18 protein-coding genes are annotated in these 19,494 nt (G+C 55.5%); 2 read left to right on the top strand and 16 right to left on the bottom strand.

The features are described from left to right. Nucleotides 1-217: 217 nt before the first annotated feature. The gene (locus tag NP590_RS14150; RefSeq protein ID WP_256603179.1) at nt 218-877 is read right to left on the bottom strand and encodes a hypothetical protein; all 660 of its coding nucleotides are present in this window, start codon (nt 875-877) and stop codon (nt 218-220) included. A 199-nt stretch (nt 878-1,076) separates the two neighbouring features. On the opposite strand from NP590_RS14150, the gene NP590_RS14145 reads away from it, so the two are divergent. Beyond that, the gene (locus NP590_RS14145; protein WP_256603177.1) at nt 1,077-1,223 is read left to right on the top strand and encodes a hypothetical protein; all 147 of its coding nucleotides are present in this window, start codon (nt 1,077-1,079) and stop codon (nt 1,221-1,223) included. 248 nt (nt 1,224-1,471) lie between these two features. Here the strand turns inward: NP590_RS14145 and gcvP are convergent, their stop codons facing one another. The 5 genes from gcvP to NP590_RS14120 are packed head-to-tail and all read right to left on the bottom strand — an operon-like array spanning nt 1,472 to nt 9,393. Then, entirely contained in the window at nt 1,472-4,372 is a 2,901-nt protein-coding gene (gcvP, locus tag NP590_RS14140) for an aminomethyl-transferring glycine dehydrogenase (RefSeq protein ID WP_256603176.1), read from the bottom strand. A 6-nt stretch (nt 4,373-4,378) separates the two neighbouring features. After that, nucleotides 4,379-5,467 carry a glycine cleavage system aminomethyltransferase GcvT gene (gene gcvT / locus NP590_RS14135; RefSeq protein WP_256603174.1) on the bottom strand — a complete coding sequence of 363 codons (1,089 nt, stop codon included), beginning with the start codon at nt 5,465-5,467 and terminating at the stop codon, nt 4,379-4,381. Between the two features lie 36 nt (nt 5,468-5,503). After that, the gene (locus NP590_RS14130; protein ID WP_256603173.1) at nt 5,504-8,083 is read right to left on the bottom strand and encodes a bifunctional diguanylate cyclase/phosphodiesterase; all 2,580 of its coding nucleotides are present in this window, start codon (nt 8,081-8,083) and stop codon (nt 5,504-5,506) included. A 6-nt stretch (nt 8,084-8,089) separates the two neighbouring features. Next, nucleotides 8,090-8,830, bottom strand: a complete 741-nt coding sequence (locus NP590_RS14125; RefSeq protein WP_256603172.1) for a (5-formylfuran-3-yl)methyl phosphate synthase — start codon at nt 8,828-8,830, stop codon at nt 8,090-8,092. Beyond that, nucleotides 8,827-9,393, bottom strand: a complete 567-nt coding sequence (locus NP590_RS14120; RefSeq protein WP_256603170.1) for a DUF447 domain-containing protein — start codon at nt 9,391-9,393, stop codon at nt 8,827-8,829. Before NP590_RS14120 ends, NP590_RS14125 begins: the two co-directional genes overlap by 4 nt. A gap of 59 nt (nt 9,394-9,452) precedes the next feature. On the opposite strand from NP590_RS14120, the gene NP590_RS14115 reads away from it, so the two are divergent. Then, the gene (locus NP590_RS14115) at nt 9,453-10,259 is read left to right on the top strand and encodes a response regulator (RefSeq protein WP_256603169.1); all 807 of its coding nucleotides are present in this window, start codon (nt 9,453-9,455) and stop codon (nt 10,257-10,259) included. 88 nt (nt 10,260-10,347) lie between these two features. Here the strand turns inward: NP590_RS14115 and NP590_RS14110 are convergent, their stop codons facing one another. The 10 genes from NP590_RS14110 to NP590_RS14065 form a co-directional block, all read right to left on the bottom strand. Next, nucleotides 10,348-11,049: a hypothetical protein gene (locus NP590_RS14110; protein WP_256603166.1), complete on the bottom strand. Its 702-nt coding sequence runs from the start codon at nt 11,047-11,049 to the stop codon at nt 10,348-10,350. A 443-nt stretch (nt 11,050-11,492) separates the two neighbouring features. Then, complete coding sequence (gene rluB / locus NP590_RS14105; RefSeq protein WP_256603181.1) at nt 11,493-12,242, bottom strand: 23S rRNA pseudouridine(2605) synthase RluB; 750 nt, start codon at nt 12,240-12,242, stop codon at nt 11,493-11,495. Next, nucleotides 12,238-12,912 carry an SMC-Scp complex subunit ScpB gene (gene scpB, locus NP590_RS14100; protein WP_256603163.1) on the bottom strand — a complete coding sequence of 225 codons (675 nt, stop codon included), beginning with the start codon at nt 12,910-12,912 and terminating at the stop codon, nt 12,238-12,240. The genes rluB and scpB overlap by 5 nt, the downstream gene beginning before the upstream one ends. A gap of 304 nt (nt 12,913-13,216) precedes the next feature. Next, entirely contained in the window at nt 13,217-14,041 is an 825-nt protein-coding gene (locus NP590_RS14095) for a segregation and condensation protein A (protein ID WP_256603162.1), read from the bottom strand. A gap of 40 nt (nt 14,042-14,081) precedes the next feature. Further along, nucleotides 14,082-14,735, bottom strand: a complete 654-nt coding sequence (locus tag NP590_RS14090) for a site-2 protease family protein (protein WP_256603161.1) — start codon at nt 14,733-14,735, stop codon at nt 14,082-14,084. A 2-nt stretch (nt 14,736-14,737) separates the two neighbouring features. Further along, entirely contained in the window at nt 14,738-15,361 is a 624-nt protein-coding gene (locus NP590_RS14085; RefSeq protein WP_256603160.1) for an L-threonylcarbamoyladenylate synthase, read from the bottom strand. Between the two features lie 36 nt (nt 15,362-15,397). Continuing rightward, a complete protein-coding gene (gene tsaB, locus NP590_RS14080) occupies nt 15,398-16,081 on the bottom strand; it encodes a tRNA (adenosine(37)-N6)-threonylcarbamoyltransferase complex dimerization subunit type 1 TsaB (protein ID WP_256603159.1) in 684 nt (227 codons plus the stop codon). Between the two features lie 2 nt (nt 16,082-16,083). Continuing rightward, nucleotides 16,084-18,000: a DNA repair helicase YoaA gene (gene yoaA / locus NP590_RS14075; RefSeq protein WP_256603158.1), complete on the bottom strand. Its 1,917-nt coding sequence runs from the start codon at nt 17,998-18,000 to the stop codon at nt 16,084-16,086. A 21-nt stretch (nt 18,001-18,021) separates the two neighbouring features. After that, entirely contained in the window at nt 18,022-18,732 is a 711-nt protein-coding gene (locus NP590_RS14070) for a tetratricopeptide repeat protein (RefSeq protein ID WP_256603157.1), read from the bottom strand. A 24-nt stretch (nt 18,733-18,756) separates the two neighbouring features. Continuing rightward, on the bottom strand, nt 18,757-19,296 hold the full coding sequence (locus NP590_RS14065; RefSeq protein ID WP_256603155.1) for a hypothetical protein: 540 nt from the start codon (nt 19,294-19,296) through the stop codon (nt 18,757-18,759). Nucleotides 19,297-19,494: the final 198 nt, after the last annotated feature.

Here is a 19,494-nt window from a genome sequence, read left to right as displayed (position 1 = left end):
GCGATTCGCAAGGCCATCATCGCGACTGTGCGTCGCTCCTACGAGATTGACTTTCATTTGCCGGGGCGATGCACCTGTTTCATGAGCGTTACTCTGAAAGTAAAATATTGGGAAGGGTGCTTTTGTTTGTCGGACAGGCGTGGCGGCAAGGATGCCGCCGGCTAGCCTAAACGAACGTATTCTCTCCTGTCCGGCAAGCAACCGCTTAAGCGGCAAATTATGCCGACTGGCTTTCAAGCAACTGCCGGTAGTGCCGTTTCAAAACAGAATCCTGCGGCATTTCAACCGTTGGAGTCGACGAACCGCTCCGGTCAAGCTCGATTGATTCAGGCTGTTTAGTTTCTTCCGCAAGCGCTTGTTGGATTGGCGCGCATGCCGCGGCCCGCATGCTTTCAAAATGACGACGCAATACCGAATCGCTTGGATAGGGATTGGTAATGGCTGCCCGCTCCGCGGCGCGTTGCGCCAGATAATGCCTTTTAAGCACGGAATCTTCCGGTATTTGAGTGCCGGCGACACTTGCACCGGCTGTTTCCACTGTTTCCACTGTTTCCACTGTTTCCACTGTTTCCACTGTTTCCACTGTTTCCACTGTTTCCACTGTTTCCACTGTTTCCACTGTTTCCACTGCAACAGATTCACTGTTGTCCGCAACAGTCTGAACCTCGGCCAGTTCAATGACTGGTTCAGCTGCTTTTACGGCCTCGGCCTGTGTGTCCTCGGAGCGCTCTTGCGCTCGTTTTACCAGTGGCACACCTCGATTCGGAAAAACTTCAATATTGCGCGGAATTTCAGGGTTTAAATATTTTGTTTTTACCCAAAAATAAACCGCTCCGATCACAGCCAACCCAACTACCAGTTCAAACAGAATATCCATGCACTTCCCCCTTTCGGTTAATTGTTAATAAACAAGATCGAGTAATCTTGCAATTTTTTAGGCTGTCAACACTTTCAAAACACCAGCGTTAACAAGCTGTTATTTCCATATACTTAACAAACCATCTCTTTTATCAGGCATTGTTAATACAAAAAAACAAGCCTATATTGTAAACCTCTTCATTTGATGAGTTGTAAAAATGAATAGTCTATCCAAACACTTATTGACGGGCCTGCTATTCGCCGCCGGAATATATGGGGTCATAAACGGCGAATTTATTATTTCGTCCGCCCTGTTTGCCATTACGACCTATACCAGCAGCATTAATAAAGACCCGAAAGACTGATCGGTTCCGTACCGGTACAGTGCTCGTATTCGCAGCCGATGGGTAATGAGTCCGGCGGCTAAGCCGGCCTGAAGACCAAGCGAACCGGGATCAATAACGTCCTGAAATTCGAATGGCGCGGAACCGTATCCCCCCTCTATCATAAAAATAAGGGGGTAACTTTCTTAGCGCGCCCTATTTGCTGATCATGGCGACTTGACCTCGCCTGTCGCCAACCGGTCGCGCGCGAAATCTCGCCATAAAATCCGTCAGTCCCGCGTCTCGCCCCAATCCAGCGGGCAACTGCACATCACATGGCGGTCGCCATAGACGTTATCGATGCGTCCGACCGGCGGCCAATACTTATCGTCGTGCTGTTCGCTATCCGGAAAAAAGGCCTTTTGCTTGGAATACGGCAGGCGCCATTCTTCCAATAATAGACGATGGCTATGCGGAGCATTGCGCAGCACGTTGCTGTCCGGATCGGCCAGACCGAGCGCTATTTCCCGGATCTCTTGCCGAATGGCGATCATGGCCGCGCAGAAACGGTCGATTTCGGTTTTATTCTCGCTTTCGGTCGGCTCTATCATCAAGGTATCCGGCACCGGAAACGCCACGGTCGGCGCGTGAAAACCGTAATCTATCAAGCGCTTGGCGATGTCTTCCACCGTGATGCCGGCGGTTTTCTTGAATTCACGGCAATCGATAATGCATTCGTGCGCGATCCAGCCGTTGGCATCGGTGTAGAGAATCGGATAATGCGGAGCCAGATTCCGGGCTATGTAGTTGGCATTCAGAATCGCGGCCAGCGTGGCACGTTTTAAGCCGCTGGCTCCCATCATGGCGATATAGGCCCAGGAAATAGTCAGGATGCTGGCCGAGCCCCAGGGCGCGGCGGAGACGGTGCCGACCGTGCCGTGTTCGCCCTTGGCCGGATTGACGCCGTCCACCACCGGATGGTCCGGCAGAAAAGCCGCCAAGTGCGAACGTACCCCGATGGGACCGACACCGGGCCCGCCGCCGCCGTGCGGAATACAAAAGGTTTTGTGCAGATTCAAATGCATCACGTCGGCGCCGATCCGGCCCGGCCGGCTCAAGCCAACCAGGGCGTTAAAGTTGGCGCCGTCCAGATATACCTGACCGCCGTGTTGATGAACCAGATCGCAAATTTCGCAAAACGCCTGTTCATATACGCCGTGCGTGGACGGATAGGTAATCATCAAGGCCGCCAGAGTATCGTGATATTTGGCCAGCTTGTCGCGCAAATCATCGATACTGACATTGCCGTTGGCGTCGCAAGCCACCACTACCACTTGCAAGCCAGCCAGTACCGCGCTGGCCGGATTGGTGCCGTGCGCCGAAGCGGGAATCAGGCAGATATCGCGCCTGCCCTGTCCGTTGACTTGGTGGAATTTGCGTATCACCAGCAAACCGGTGTATTCGCCTTGCGAACCGGCGTTGGGCTGCAGCGAAAAGGCGTCGAAACCGGTCAAATCGCACAGCATGTCTTCCAGTTCGGCGAACAGTTGCTGGTAACCCTGCGCCTGATGCAAGGGCGCGAAAGGATGCATGGCGGCGAATTCGTAAAACGATATGGCCTGCATTTCGGTGGCCGCATTCAGCTTCATGGTACAGGACCCCAACGGAATCATGGCCCTATCCAACGCGATGTCGCGTCTGGCCAGCTTGCGCATGTAACGCATCATCTCGGTTTCGGAATGATAGCGGCTGAACACCGGATTTTGCAGAATGGCATCCTGGCGCAGCAAGCCATCCGGTATGCATTCATCAAGAATTTTATCCAGGGCATTGATGTCCGGCATCTCGCGGCCGGGCGCCGAAAATACCTGCCATACGGCGCGGAGATCGTTACGGGTGGTGGTTTCGTCCAGCGAAATACCCAGATGATCGGCATCGATGACCCTAAGGTTGATACCGGCTTCCTCCGCCCGCGCGGCCAGCCGTTTTGCCCTATTCGGCACGCGCACCAACAGGGTATCGAAATATATTTGGTTGACGACTTCGTGACCGTAATGCGCGATGCCGGCCGCCAAAATTTGCGCATATCGGTGCACCCGGCCGGCAATCATGCGTAAGCCGTCGGCCCCGTGATAAACCGCGTAAAATCCGGCAATCACCGCCAACAACACTTGCGACGTGCAGATATTGCTGGTGGCCTTGTCTCGGCGAATATGTTGTTCGCGGGTTTGCAGGGCCATGCGCAGGGCAATCTGGCCGTGACTGTCCCTGGAAACCCCTATGATACGCCCCGGCACCGAGCGCTTGAATTCGTCCCGGGTAGCGAAAAATGCCGCGTGCGGACCGCCGTAGCCCATGGGCACCCCGAAACGCTGAGCATTGCCGACCACGATATCCGCGCCAAAGTGGGCCGGCGGCCGCAGCAACACCAGACTCAACAAATCGGCGGCAACCGTTACCAGCGCCTGCTTGCGATGCGCGACGGCGATGATATCGGTGGGATCGCGAATCTCGCCACGCGACCCCGGATATTGCAGAATCAGGGCGAAAAATTCATGCCGGTCCAAATCGGCCAGGGGATCGACCGGTATTACCTTGTATCCCAACGAAGCGGCGCGGGTTTGCACCACGGCAATGGTCTGCGGATGGCAATCCCTGTCTATCAACACCACGTTGGCGGTGCTTTTGGCAATTCGCCGCGACATGGTCATCGCTTCCGCCGCCGCGGTGGCTTCGTCCAGCAGCGACGCATTGGCCAACTCCATACCGGTCAGATCGATGACCGCTTGCTGAAAATTCAACAAGGCTTCCAGCCTGCCCTGGCTGACTTCGGCCTGATACGGGGTATACGCGGTATACCAACCCGGATTTTCCAACACGTTACGCTTGATCACGGCCGGCATGATGGTGTCGTAAAAACCCATGCCTATCATCGACACCAACACCTTGTTGCGCTCGCGCATCTTGCGCAAATACTTGATCACGGCTCGTTCGCTGATGGTTTCGGTCAGTTTCAGTACATCGTGATTCAGAATATTGGCCGGGACTATGGTTTCCACCAAGTCTTCCAGTTGTTTCAATCCCAATTCGGCCAGCATATCCTCGGTTTGCCGACGGTCGGGGCCGATGTGACGCGGAACAAAGCTGCCGCGCATTTCCAGTTGTTCAAGACGGGGGCGTTTCGCTGACATGGTTTTTTACCGGTGATATTGGTGAGGAACAAAGGGTAAGCGGCAAACGGTAACGGCAATTTGCCGGTCGCGCGCGCTGGCCAACAAAGGCGTGCCGACGGCGGCATGAGCCGACTGGATCAGCGCCATCGCCACCGGCCTCCGCAGGGATGGCGCATAACCGCCGCTGGTGACCGTGCCAACCGGCCGACCCGCCGCATCGCTGATCGTGCTGCCGTCCCGCACCGGAATTCGGCCTTCCACCAACAGGCCGACCCGCTGCATCGGCAGCCCTGGCGCCAGTTCGGCCAGTATCTTTTCCGCGCCGGGGAAGTCGGTGTGGCCTTTTTTAAACAGCCATTTCAGGCCGGCCCGCAGCGGCGAAATGTTCTCGCTTAATTCATGGCCGTACAGACACAAGCCGGCCTCCAGCCGCAAGCTGTCCCGCGCGCCCAAACCGATCGGTTCGACGGCGGTTTCGGCCAGCAATAAACGGGCAACGGCTTCGACATTTTCGTTCCGGACGGAAATTTCGAAGCCGTCTTCGCCGGTATAGCCGCCGCGGCCGATCCAGCATTCGACACCGTCAATATGTGTCCGGCAGGTTTGCATGAAGCGCAAGCCGGCGGCATCCGCGCTGAACCGCCGCATGACTTCGGCGGCCATCGGCCCTTGCAAGGCCAGCAACGCCAACTCCGGACAAGTCTGCAACACGCAGTCATCCGGCAGTTGCCGCTTAAGATAAGCAAAATCCTTGTCCTTGCAAGCGGCATTGACAATCAGGTTAAGGCCCTGCTCCACGCGAATGACCATGATATCGTCCACCACCCCGCCGTCCGGATGGGTCAATACGGTATATTTCTGCGCGCCCTGCGCCAAATCGACGATGCCGCCGGGCGTGAGCGATTCCAGGGCTTGAGCGGCCCCTACGCCCAAAATCCGGCATTGGCCCATGTGGGAAATATCGAATAAGCCGGCCCGGGAGCGGCAATGCAGGTGTTCGCGTATGATGCCGCCGGCATATTGCAGCGGCATGGCATAACCGGCAAAGGCGGTCATTTTGGCGCCCAGTTCGCGGTGCAGCTCGAACAGCGGCGTTTGTTTCAAATCCGACATGCTTTCCTCCTTCGTTATGGCGCAATCGCCTATCGACTACTCGTTTAGCAATGAAAACTCATCCCGGCTTTGTTCCGTCGCCGGCGATTTTTGCCGCCGCAGCAGTTCGGAAAACTCGTCGGCCGGGACCGGCCTGGAAAACAGATAGCCCTGCCCGTAATCACAACCGGCACCCACCAACAGATCGTACTGTTCGCCCGTTTCGATACCCTCGGCGATCACCTTGATACCCAACTTGTGCGCCATGACGATAATGGCCTCGCATAAGGCCATGTCGCTGGAATCGATTGTTAAATGACTGACGAAGGAGCGGTCTATTTTCAGGTAATCGATGGGAAATTTTTTCAGATAAGCCAGCGACGAATAACCGGTGCCGAAATCGTCCAGCGCCACCTGAATTCCGCCTTCCCGGAATACCCGTAAATGTTCGCCCACCGTATGGGTGGCGTCCAGCAACAAACCTTCGGTAATCTCGGCCACTATGCTATCCCCAGGCAGGCCCAATTGCTCCAGAAGCTGTAACCAGTGTGCCCGCGCGTAACTGGTTTTGCTGAACTGCACCGGCGATTTGTTGACGCTGACCTGAAACAGCGGATCGAATTGTTGCCGCCAGATACCGACTTGACTGGCCGCGCGGCGGAACACCCAATCGCCCATGCCGACGATCATGCCGGTTTCCTCCGCCAACGGCACGAACTGGCCCGGACTGACCATGCCCAGCGCGGGGTGATGCCAACGCAACAGCGCTTCGGCCTTGCAAATTTTTTGCGTCGCCAATTCCACGATAGGTTGGTAATACACCATCAATTGTTGCTTATCCAGCGCGCCATGCAGTTCATTCAACAGTCGCATGCGGTTTTGCGCGGCTTTCTGCATATCGCCGGTAAAAAAGCTGAAGCAATCCCGCCCCTGCTTTTTCGCTTCGTACATGGCCTGATCGGCGTTTTTCAACAGTTCCTCGCTTTTTTTGCCGTCATCGGGATACATCGCAATGCCGATACTGGCGGATAGATAGACGGTGTCATTGGCAAGCTGGAAGGGGTCGGATAAACAGGCCAGAATCTGCCGCGCCAGCGGTTCCACGCTGTCCCTATCCTCCAGGCCTCCGGCGATCACGGTAAATTCATCACCACCCAAGCGGGCCAAGGTCAAGCCCGGCGCCATGACGGCCCGCAAGCGCTGACCGGCTTCCCGCAACAGGATATCGCCCATGAAATGTCCCAGTGTGTCGTTGACATCCTTAAACCGGTCTATGTCTATGAATAACAGTGCCATGCGCCGACCGACCTTGCGGGCTTTCACCATTTCCTGCGCCAAGGTATCCAGAAACAGGGTCCGATTGGGTAACTCGGTCAAGGGATCCAGATGCGCCTGCCGCCAAATCACCCGCATAGTTTCCACCCGCTCGGTAATATCTTGCAAAATCATCACTTGATGCCCCGCCAGATCGTCGCCTAACAGACTGACGTTGAGCAATACCGTGCGTTTCGTACCGTTCTTGCAAATCACATCCAGTTCCAGGGGTAGAAAAACCTCGCCGGCCGCTGCTGCCTGCCGCACATGCCGCCGCCAACTTTCAATACCTGCCTGTCGATATTCCGGCTCGGGAAGGGCCTTGTTCCACCACTCCCGCAAGTCGCCCAAGTCGGCTTCGGTGTAGCCGAAAGTGGCGATAAAGGCTTTGTTCAAATAACGGATGCATTGGCCTTGATCGTAAAGCAGATAAGCCACCGGCGACTGGTCGATAATGGCGTGAAACTTTGCCTCGCTGGCTTTCAAGGCTTGAGAGCTTTGGTAGAGGCGTTGATACGGCAGTTCGACGCTGGTCATGAATACCGCTCTATAGACCAAACCATACGCAACGATTTTGTAAATATGGCCGAGCAAGTTAAAGATATCGGTAACATCGGCATACAAAGTAAAAAACACTTCACTCATGGCCATGGTGGCGGCCGCCCCGAACAAAACTACTTCATCGTAAATTTGCCGTGTCCCGGCCTTGCGAAAGAAGCGCAAAGCCAGCAAGGCGTAGGCCGACGACAACAAATATTCGCTGGTTTTCTTAAACCCGGTCAGGCCTTGTCCGCTGATAAAAGTGCGCGGTATCCAGTGGGGACAGCTCAACACAATCCAGCATACCGCGCCGACCGCCAGCAAAGTCCCGGCAAGAATCCGCCAACGGCTAGCGGGGTTAGTTAAGTCCCGCCGCGGCAAAAACGCTACGCCAAACATGGCAAAAATGGCCATCACTCTGGCCGCCAACCAAAAGTTGATGGCTTTCTCCGGACTGCTTGCTGTAACCCAGTCCGGCATGCCGGCGTAAGACAAGGTGTGCAGCAAATCCAGCAACGCCACGCCCAAAAATCCGCAGGCCAGCAACATCATGTTGCAGGAGCCTTCCTTTTGGTAGACCACCCAGCCGGTGGCGAACACCAAGGCCGAAACCACTATGGCCAACACTTCCACCACGGTATGCAATGGAGCGTAATTTGCCATGCCTTGCAAGGCATAAAGCGGCGGCGACCATATGCTTGCCAGCTGGATAGCCAGCAATAAAACCAGCAACCGCAATATCGGGGTTACGGCCAGCGCTTTATTCGGCAAGCTATCGGACATGGCGGTTCAGCTTTCGGCCTGATTCGCTCGGGCGGCCAGGCCTTCCGCGTTGGCAGGGCGGCTTTGCGGACCCGCTTCTCCAAGCAGTTGTCTGATCCGCAGGATGCTGTCGGCATCCAGTTCCGCCGTGCGGCAATGTTGCCGGCAAAGCGCGCCGCGAAAACCCAGATAATCGGCCGCCAGCGGTAGCAATAGCTGAATATCGCTTTGCTTGAGCGAACCCGCCAGGCCCGTCAACATGCCGGCCGCCCGGGCACTGCCGGTAAAACGGGCCAATTCGCTCGGCGCCAGCAATTGCGTCAAGGACCCCAGCGATTTATCCATGGTATCCAGCATGACACCGGCAAATCCGGCGCCCCGTAAGGCCTCGATCGTCGTCAGATCGGGCTTGGTATCGGCAAACAGCACCGCGATCAAACGATGCCGCCCGGCTATCGGAGCCAGCCGGTCCATGCAGGCCCGCCAATCGCCGCCGGGGAAAAAACCGATCTTGACATAATCCACACCGGTGCCGGCCATGGCCCGCGCGGCGGCGGCCAATAAATCCGCCTGCATCGGCAAATCACCCACCGTGGCGCTGATGACGCTGTGCTTACCCAAACGGGCGACCACCTCGGCCACCTCGGCCACCGGCAAGGCCCCCAGCGCGCCTTGGGCGGGTTGTTTCAGATCGATGATGTCGACCTCGCAAGCGCGCATCAACAGCGCCTCACTCAAGCTGTTTGCACTGGCCAACATTCCGCTCATGGCGCCACCCTTGCCTGTTTGTGCTCTTCGATGGCGTTCAACAACCAGCTCCAGGCCTCGAGTTCGCGCTCGCCGGCACATTTTTCCAGCGCTATCGCCAGATAATCCAGTTCGCCTTGAATTTTTTCCCACGGCAGCCTGTCCAGACGGCTGAACAATATCGCCGCTTCCAATACCGCGAATTGCGCCCGGTTAAAGCCCTGAAACGGCCTATGCATGGCGCTGTGCACGGCCTTGCAAACCAACCTGGGACGCACGGGATCGTCTTCCCGTCGCAGCAAACCGAGTTCGACATGGGCCAAGGCGTTGGTCAGATAAAAACCCTCGATGTGTTCGCAGGCCCGTAGCGGCCAATCCCGCCGTCCGGTCAGGCAACCGGCAAATATCCGCACATCGTCGCAATGGCTGAGGACGGCATGTCCGGTTTCCAGAATATTGTCCAAGGTTCTGGAAGGTTTGAATGGCAGAATAACAAAGCTGTCGTTTTCGATGTGCACCCCCATCGGGGCGATATGGACGCTACCGGATGCACTTATGCTGGTGACTATGGTTTCTTGTATCATCTAAAAGCGGTAAACTCGGAAATATTATCTTTTTTCATAAACCGGCAGAATACCATTACATGCACTCCGTCAACATCCATGATTTGGCTATTTTGCTGATCGAACCCTCCAACACCCAGTTGAAAGTCATACTGCAACATTTGCGGGACGAGGGTGTCGCCAATATAGAAGGCGCGGTCAGCGGCAAGGATGCCATCGATAGCCTGCAACACCACAGGCCGGACTTGATCATCAGCAGCCTCTACCTGCCCGACATGACCGCCATCGAATTGATCGAACTGATCAAACACGATGAGGCCTTAAGCCACATTCCCTTTATGCTGATTTCCAGCGAATCCAGTTTTCAGATTCTGGACGCCATTCGCCAAGCCGGTGTCGTGGCCATATTGCCCAAGCCATTCGCTCGTCGGGATTTAAAAAACGCCCTGCGGTCGACCATTGAGTTCATCGACCCGCAAGAAATCGATCTGCAACATTACGACATCCGCAATGTCAGGGTATTGGTGGTCGACGACAGCAATCTGGCCAGAAAGCATATTTGCCGGGTTTTGAACAACATGGGTATTCAGCAGATTACCCAGGCGGAAGACGGACGTCAGGGTGCCGAGATATTCGCCGGAAACCAGGATGCGTTCGACTTGATCATCACGGACTTCAACATGCCGGTCATGGATGGACAGGCCATGATTGAATATATTCGCCGCGAGCTGGGCAATGCGGTCATTCCAATCCTGATGGTGACCAGCGAGGATAATGAAACCCGCTTGAGCAACGTTTACAAGGCCGGCGTGTCCGGAATATGCGACAAACCGTTCGACCCGCAAACCGTGAAGGAAATGCTGTTTCGGGTACTGGAAGCGGATTAGCGCGGGCAAAAAAAGCCCGATTGCCCGCGGAGCGGACATATCGGGCTCCGAACTGACGCGCCGATTCGAAAAAACCGGCTAAACCGCCTTAAGCTACAAGGTTTTTGCGTCTGGATACCAGCACGCCAGCCAAGGCCGAACCGAACAACCATACAGCGCCGGGAAGCGGAACTTCGGCGGGCGGACCGGAAAGTTGAACGGTATTCAGAGAAAACGCCAACTGACCCAGCCGGATACTGGCAAAATTGAAGCCGTTTGCAAACACCCCAGCAAACAATGTGTTGTCAACTCTTGTCGCCACCGACGCCACGGAGTTCAAAGCCACGTTGTATTCAGCACTCCAAAGCGACGCTTCGGCCCCAGGATTGAAGAATTCGCTGGGCGACAATGCGGTGCTCAAGGGTTGACTTGGCGAAATGGATTGCGCGTCGTCGTTCACGTAAAATGCCCCGGTCACCTTTACCCCAGTTGTATTCGCGCTGTCCTCGATACGCAGATAATCGCCCTGCTCCTTAAATGCCAGCCCTGTCAGGGCATAACCTGATTTGGCATAAATATTCACCAGTGGAATGGAGAAACTGGATGAATCCAGTCCAACGCTGGCGTTTTGCTCGGCCAAAATACCCGCCGGGAAAAAACTCAAGGTATCTCCGGATATTGAATAACCGGCGATACTGTCATCGAACGAAAAGCTGACGGTAGCCCCCTGCACGGAAATCAATGCCGCGTTAGCACCGGCGGAAACCAAGGCGAGACCCGCCGCGGCCACCACCGAATTAAAAATTTTCATAAAACATCTCCTAAAATTTAGACATACAAACAAACACGCCAAATATGTCAACCCCGTCCATAAAACGACATACTCCCATAAACCGCGCCCGCACCAGGCGCGAGAATCGAGCCCCCCCAACCCGAACCAACCTAAAGCAACTCCAACGCGAATCTGCTTGAAACCATCCAGTCGTCGAGCAATCCGCGTTGTTTACCGAAAGCCGAATCGCGAATACCCGCGACCCGGCCGCCAATGATAGACTCCATCGTTCACCCATTGAGGGAAGGTTTGACCTAGGCCTCGTTAATGGGTAAAACACGCCATTAAATCCCTTAGGGTCTATTCTAAGGCACTTTCCACTATTAATGTATTACAAAAATATTAAGGTTTAGTGAGATTTAGGTTAAGAACCGACTTACTGCCCGCCCCACCCTTTTCGGACCCCGAGTGCGGCGAGCCCGCTATAAGCCGACAAACCCCAGCAAGTCCCTCAACTCAGCCGCCTCCAACTCGTAAAAGGAGTGCGCCCTGACTTTTTCCGGCAACGTTACGTCGCCATAACGTACCCGGATCAGCCGGCTGACCTTGACGCCTTGCGATTCCCACAAGCGCCTCACCAAACGGTTGCGGCCTTGCTTGACCGTGACATAAAACCATTTGTTGGCGCCCTCGCCGGCGTAAAAACGCACGTCATCGAAGTGGGCCGGGCCGTCCTCCAGTTCGACTCCGTCACGCAAGCGCTGCATCATGGCCTCATCGACTTCTCCCAAAATGCGCACCGCATATTCCCGCTCGACCTGCCGCGACGGATGCATCAAGCGATTGGCCAGTTCGCCGTTGTTGGTTACCAATATCAAACCGGAGGTATTGATATCCAGACGGCCTACCGCAATCCAGCGTCCCACGGCCAAACGCGGCAACTGAGTAAAAATCACCGGCCGCCCTTCGGGATCCCGCCGGGTGACCAATTCCCCCACGGGTTTGTGGTAGACCAGTACCCGGGTCGGTTGCTCGGCGTATTTTTCCCACTTGACCACCCGGCCGTTGATCTGCAAAAAATCGCCGGGCTTTAAATGATAACCGGGCTGGATAGGCTGATTGTTAACGGTAACCTTACCCTCCTCTATCCAGCGCTCGATTTCCCTTCTGGAACCCAATCCGGCCCGCGCCAGCAATTTCTGAATGCGTTCGCCGCCAGCGGCGGGCTTAATGGAGGGTTCTTTTTTCGCTACCGGCGGTTTCGGCCGAGGAGCGCGAAGCGGACTCGGCTTGGCGTCCCTCGGATTCGCTGGAGATTTGGGTGTCGACGGGGTCTGTTTGCGCTGTTTCACGGGAATCCTGCTCTGGTGATTCGTTACTAAAATCCAGCTGGGTAATTTCTTCCAAGGTCGGCAATTCGCTCAAGGAACTCAGATTGAAATAATCCAGGAATTGTTTGGTGGTGCCGTATAGGGCCGGCCGGCCGGGTACTTCCTTATGCGCAATCACGCGTATCCATTCGCGTTCCAGCAAGGTATGGATGATACCGGAACTGACGCTGACGCCGCGTATATCCTCGATTTCGCCACGCGTCACCGGCTGGCGGTAGGCGATGATGGACAAGGTTTCCAACAGGGCCCTGGAATAGCGCGGCGGCTTTTCCTCGAACAGCCGCGTCACCCACTGCGCCAGGCCTTCCCTGACCTGAAACCGGTAGCCGCTGGCCAGCTTTTTCAACCCTATGGGCCGGGTCAGATAATCCTGGGCAATCGCCTCCAGGGCGTTCTGGATTTCCAGGGTGTCCGGTTGTTCCAGTTCGGGAAAGGTTTCCTGAATTTGCTTGACCGTCATGGGTTTATTGGCGGCAAACAAAATGGCTTCCACGATGCGTTTGGTATTCACGTCAAACTCTGTCGATAATACGGATAAAGGTTGTCGGCATTCAATACTTATCGGCCCGCCGGCATTGGCGCGCAGTGTAACCGCCCAGCCGGCCGGCAAGCGCGCAACGGGTTTACGGACCTTGGCGGGCGTCCGGATGGTAAGCCGCCCGCGCAGTTCCGGCGTCCACACTTTGGGAAAGCGAATCGCCTTCCGCCGCGCTTGCACCACCACCGTAACGGGAGCCGGTTTTGCTCTGGACTTGCGGGGCTTGGCTTTAATCTCCGGAACGACATGGTCGCTTGAAATTTCCGCTGGCGCTTCGTCAATCGCCGCTATCGGCGTTGGCGCGGATTCCGATATAAATGGCGGCGTAGGGCTCTGGCTGGATGATGTCGACGATTCGTTCCTTGGAGAGCTCAAGGATGGCAAGAAACGCGACAACCACCCCGTTTTTTCCTTCACTTCCGGTAAAACACGCTGCGAAAGGGAGTTGATCTGTTCGGTTAAGTTTTTCCAAAATGGCTGCCATTCGTTCACGGACTGATAAGGGCTCTTTGGTTATTTGATGGTGACTGAGTTGCCGGGCGCGTTTCAAAACATCCTGAAACGCCAGCAATAATTCCTTGAGTTCCACATCCGGCTGAATTTGGCTGACAATGACCGTGGACGTATCGACCGTAACTTCAAAAGTATCGCGCTCGTTGCGAGGCAGCATGTCGATTTCTTCGGCCACTTTTTTTATAGCCTCGTATTCCTGCAGCTTGCGAATCAGAAACGCCCGCGGGTCCTCTTCTTCCTCTTCGCTTTCCGGTTGGCGAGGCAACAGCATGCGCGATTTGATTTCCGCCAACAACGCCGCCATCACCAGATATTCCGCCGCCAATTCCAAGCGCAGGCTGTCCATCATATCGATGTAGGCAATATATTGTTTGGTAATCTGCGCAATCGGAATATTCAGAATATCCAGATTCTGCCGCCGAATCAAATAAAGCAATAAATCCAACGGCCCTTCGAACGCCTCCAGAAATACGGTCAGCGCATCGGGCGGAATATACAGATCGTCGGGCAGGTCCTGGTAAGGTTGACCCTGTACCATGGCTAGCGGCAGGGGAATCTCGGACCTCGATTCCAAGGCATCCGAATTCATGGCTGTGCGCCATTAACGCAGCCAGGACGATTAAACGATTTCACAATCCGGCCAGATTAAAAAAAAGCTGTTGAACATAATACAGCGGATAAGCCAAAACCATGCTCAATACATTGCTGGCCAACAATATCAGTAGAATCAAAAAACCCCAACGCTCCAACTGATTATAACGCCAAGCCCAGTAGTCGGGCAGCAGGCCGGACAGAACGCGGCTGCCGTCCAGCGGCGGAATGGGCAGCAGGTTGATCAAGGCCAACACCAGATTGATGGTGATGCCAGCTACTCCGCTGTAAATCAAAGGCATGGAAACGTATTCCACCTCAATGGCCACCCCTAGGCGTATCAGCAAGGCCCAGCCGACGGCCATCAACAGATTGGATAGCGGCCCGGCCAATGCCACCATCATCATGGCTTTTTTAGGGTTTTTGAAATTGCGCGCATCGACCGGTACCGGTTTGGCCCAACCAAAAATAAACCCGGTAAAGGTAATCAATAACAGGCCCGGCACGATAATGGTCCCGACCGGATCGATATGTTTCAAGGGATTGAGTGTTAAGCGGCCTTGTTGATCGGCGGTCTTGTCACCGTATTGCTTAGCCATCCAGCCGTGCGCCACCTCATGCACGGTAATGGCAAAAACCACCGGTAACAGCCATACCACTATGCGCTGTACCAGCGTCAGTTCGTCCATCATATTCAATTCTCCAACATGGGTGCCTGACCGATACCCTGCCTGACAATCTCTATCACATTGTCCATGCAGGCGATCACGGTGGTCGGCTTATAATCGATGATACCGCCGTCGACGATCAAGTCCAACTCGCGGTCCAGCTTTTGCCGGATGTCGTAGGGGTCGGCCATGGCCTCGTCCTCGCCCGGCAAAATCAGGGTCGTGGTCAGCAAGGGCTCGCCCAGTTGTTCCAGCAAGGCCCTGGCGATATTGTTATCGGTAATCCGCACGCCTATGGTTTTCTTTTTGGGGTGCTGCAGGCGGCGCGGTACTTCGCGGGTGGCATCCAATAAAAAGGTAAACGGACCGGGCGTGAGTTTTTTGATCAGGCGGTGGGCATCGTTGCCCATTTTGGTGAAGGTCGATACTTGCGACAAATCGTTGCACAGCAAAGTGAAATTGTGGTTGTCGTCCAGGCGGCGGATGCGCCGCATGCTATCCATGGCCTGCTTGTCGCCGATTTGCGCCCCCAAGGCATAGGAAGCATCGGTTGGATAGACGATAACCCCGCCGTTCCGGATGACATTCACCACCTGCTGAATCAATCGTGGTTGCGGATTTTGCGGGTGGATTTCCAGAAACTCGGCCATGTGCGCTGATAAGGCTTAAATAGCGGCCATTGTACCTTATCTTTCCGACTGCTTTTTAGCGACTTTGTCCCGCAGATAAACCGGCATTGCCTGTTCGACCGGCACGGCCAGACCGTTGGCAAAATCATGCGCGCCCAAGCGAGCAATGCAGGCGGCGCGCGGCCAGACTTCGCTGTCGATCTTTTTCACCCGCGAGCCCAAAAGCGCTCCCAAAGTTTCGCCGTGCACGGTCCAACCGGACCCCACGCCGGCGCCCGTCAGGTCCGGAAACGACACCTCGCCGGCCGGCGTGACCGCTTCGTGGCCCAGCAATTTCGCCAAACCCAGCGTATTGCGCCGATAAACGCCCCAAAAAATTTCATGCATGCGGGCATCCATGGCAACAAATGCCGCATCCTCCGGCTGGCGGTCGAAAAAATCCTGGGCAATGGCCGCCAGCGTGGATACCGGCACCACCGGAATATCAGCGCCGAAGGCAATCCCATGCACCACCCCGGTGGCGATGCGCACGCCGGTAAACGAGCCCGGCCCCCGGCTCAAGGCCACCGCATCGAGCTGTTGCGGCTTGAGTTGGGCGTCCGCCATCAAACTGTCTATCATCGGTAAAATCAGCTTGGTGTGCTCGCGCGGGGCCAGTTCGAATTTTTCCCTGATCTCGCCGTCGATAAACAAGGCCGCCGAACAGGCATCGGTGGAGGTTTCTACTGCCAATAATTTCAACGCTATTCCTCGCCGGCAAAAAATCGCCTTACATCTTCAATATCCCGGCTGCGCCTCATCGCCGGCACGCTATCCAAAAACATCTGTCCATAGGACTTTTTCAGCAGGCGCGGATCGCACACCATCAACACGCCCCTGTCGTTGACATCCCGAATCAAGCGTCCCACCCCCTGCCGCAGCATGATGATGGCGGCGGGCAGTTGCTGCTCGAAGAACGGGTTGCGGCCCTGTTTCTCCAGCGCATTCATGCGCGCCTTCAGTACCGGGTCGCCCGGCGAGGCAAACGGCAACTTGTCGATAATCACGCAAGACAAAGCATCGCCGCGCACGTCCACGCCTTCCCAAAAGCTGGCGGTGGCCAACAACACCGCATTACCCAATTCCTTGAACTGATCCAGCAAAACGCCTTTTGAGCGACTGCCTTGCACCAGCAAGGGATGATCGATTTTGCCTTCCAACAATTGCGCGGCCCGCTGCAAGGCCCGGTGACTGGTAAACAGAAAAAACGCCCGCCCCCGGCTGGCTTCCAATACCGGCAGGGCGAACTCGAGGATCTTGTCGGTAAACGCCGGATCGCTGGGTTGCGGCAACCCCTTGGGGTGATAAAACAAGGCCTGATTGGGATAATCGAAGGGACTCTCCCAACTGCGGCCCAGTTCGCTGCTTAAACCCAAGCTTTTGGCAAAGTGGACGAAATTGTTCGCCACGCTTAAGGTGGCCGAGGTAAATATCCAGCTGGCTTTGTGCCGAGCCATGAAGCCCCGGAATTCCTTGGCGATATCCAGCGGCGTGCGGCTGAGGGTAAACGACTTGCTGTAGGTTTCGTACCATTTGATCCACTGTCCGTCCTGGTCGTTAATCAGGGTTTCCAGTTGCATATCCAGCGTTTCCGCCCTATCGAAGCAGGACTCCAAGCCTTTACCGCGCACCGAAGCGCGTTCCAGTTGATTAGTCAGTCGGGCCAGTTGTTTTTGCAAGGACTCCAATGCACCGACTAATTTGGGGTTGGTTTCGATATCCCGCCAATCGCCTCGGCGCAATTCCAGACCGAAGGCCAGCCGCATATCCTTGACTTCCAATTGCAAATCTTCGCAAGCCGTCCGCAGATCCGGCATATCCTTGGCATCGGTAAAGTATTCCGCCAGCGTATCGTCGGCCAGATCGGTCAATTGTTTGCCGCTGAGCGTTACGCCCAAAAAATTCGATGCGGTATCGGCCAGTTGATGAGCCTCGTCGATAATGACCACTTCGGCATCCGGCAACAATTCGCCGAAACCGATTTCGCGTATCGACCAGTCGGCGCATAACAAATGGTGATTCACCACCACGATATCCGCTTCCTGAGCCTGCTTGCGGGCCTTGGTCAAAAAGCAGTCGGCATAGTCCGGGCAGTCTTGACCCAAGCAATTATCGGCGGTAGATGTGGCATGAAACCAGACCGGATCGCCGTCGTGTACATCCACTACTTCCGAGACGTCGCCGACCTTGGTGCGCTTGGACCAGGCCTTGATTTGCGCCAGGGCGGCAGCCTCTTCCTTGCCGTAGCCGAACGAAGCATTCAATGCCTGTTCCAATCGATAGGTGCATAGATAATTGCCGCGACCCTTCAACAAGCTGGCTTTGAAGGGCATGCGCGGCAGCGCTTTACGGATGAGCGGGATGTCTTTATTGAACAGCTGATCCTGCAGATTTTTGGTGCCGGTGGAGACGATGACCTTTTTGCGGGATAAAATCGCCGGAATCAGATAGGCAAAAGTTTTTCCGGTGCCGGTGCCGGCTTCCGCGATCAGATGCCTCTGATCGGCTATCGCGTCGGCGATGGCTTGCGCCATTTCAATCTGGGCAGCGCGCGGCGAATACGCCGAGATGACACTTGCCAACGCGCCGCCGTCGCCAAAGACCTCGCTAAGATCGGTCACAAAAACTAAAAACCTGTTCCATCAACGGCCGAAAAAGCTTTCCGATTTGGCCTTGGCTTCCTTGGCGCCTTGATAGTTTTGTTGCATGCGGCGAGCTTCGGCGATCAATAACCAGCTCTTGCGTTTTAAATCCAGATCGCTACCCGCCAGCAAGGCCGCCTTGCCGGCCAACTCCTCGGCCAGTTGCGGCTTGTTCTGTTTGATCCTGAGCTGGGCCAATTTGTAAGTGAGGGTGGGATTGCGCGAATCGATACGCAGCGCGCGCTCGGTGGATACCACTGCCGCATCCAGATTTCCCGCCACGCGATTACGATCAGCCTCGGTCAGCAAGGCCAGGACGGCCGGCGGCGTGCCAGTGGGGACGCGGGCTTCCTCGACTGCAAAAGCCGGCAACGCGGGCGCTGCCGGCACCGCGCCGGCCGACGGAACCTCGGGAAGCGGATCAAGCGGCGGCGTCAGCGGCTCGGCTCTGAATGCCGGCAGGCTGGGCTCGACTTTAAAATCGGTTTTGCCGTCGTCGATGGCATAGGTGGCGGTTCCGCTGCCGGGAACCGGCTTTTTGGCGACGTAAGGTTTCGGCTGGGGCTTTTGAAGGTTGGCGCCGGGAGCTTGCGGCGACTTCGGTTTGACGACCTTGGCAACCGGCTTGGGCGGAGTTTGTTCGGTGAATGTGCTGCAACCCGTGCTTAACAGCCAGAGCGGGAGAAGACATAACAGGACTTTGTTTTTCATTTACAACTTAAAAATTCGTGGCGATTAAAAGATTTCGATTTCGTCTTCGGACGACTTGCCGCTGTAGTCGTTTGCCAATGCCAAAGCCTCTTCTATGGTTTTGCCTTCATGAATGGCATCGAACATGATTTTTTCGGTTTCCATCGTATAGCGTCCGCGTATTTCTTCCTGAAAGCGGCACCATTCCGCCGGATTATACAAGCGATTTGGCGTTTCGATGATGGACGACAAGCCCTTAAGCCCGATCGACACGTGCTCAAGGCATTGCTGCAAGCGGTCGTAAAACTGAAAGGCAAAGATGGAGGTATAGATTTTTTCCTGGGTGGTCGAGCAATGCCGTAGCGCCGAGTCGCGCTGCTCGCTGGGCGGCAAGGCCTCCAGGGCGTCCTGGATGGCACTCATGTCGTCCACCATTTCCGTGAAGGAGGCGGCCAACACGCTGACAGACTCATCGCCGATCTTCAAACTGCCCTCCACCTGAGCCACCGAAACAGCCAGCAACTTAACGGTTTCCCTGATTTGGCTCCAATCCAAATCCGGCTGGTTTGATCCTGAAAATGCCATAACTGGACACCAAAAATGATTTAAAAATACATCGCTGTAACCTGTAGCCAACGGCGCATTCTAGTGTAATTAAACAAGCAATACAAACCACATCCGCGATACCGCGACTTGGCGCCCGCCGCTGGCCCGGGCCAGTTGACGGCGGCTCGGCAGATGGAGTAGAACTACTCGCGGGCATAAAATCAATAACAATCCGAC

Source organism: Methylomonas subterranea, from assembly GCF_024505185.1.
GTDB lineage: Bacteria > Pseudomonadota > Gammaproteobacteria > Methylococcales > Methylomonadaceae > Methylomonas > Methylomonas subterranea.
Note: the sequence above shows the minus strand (reverse complement) of the source record. Positions and strands in the feature narration are given on the sequence as shown.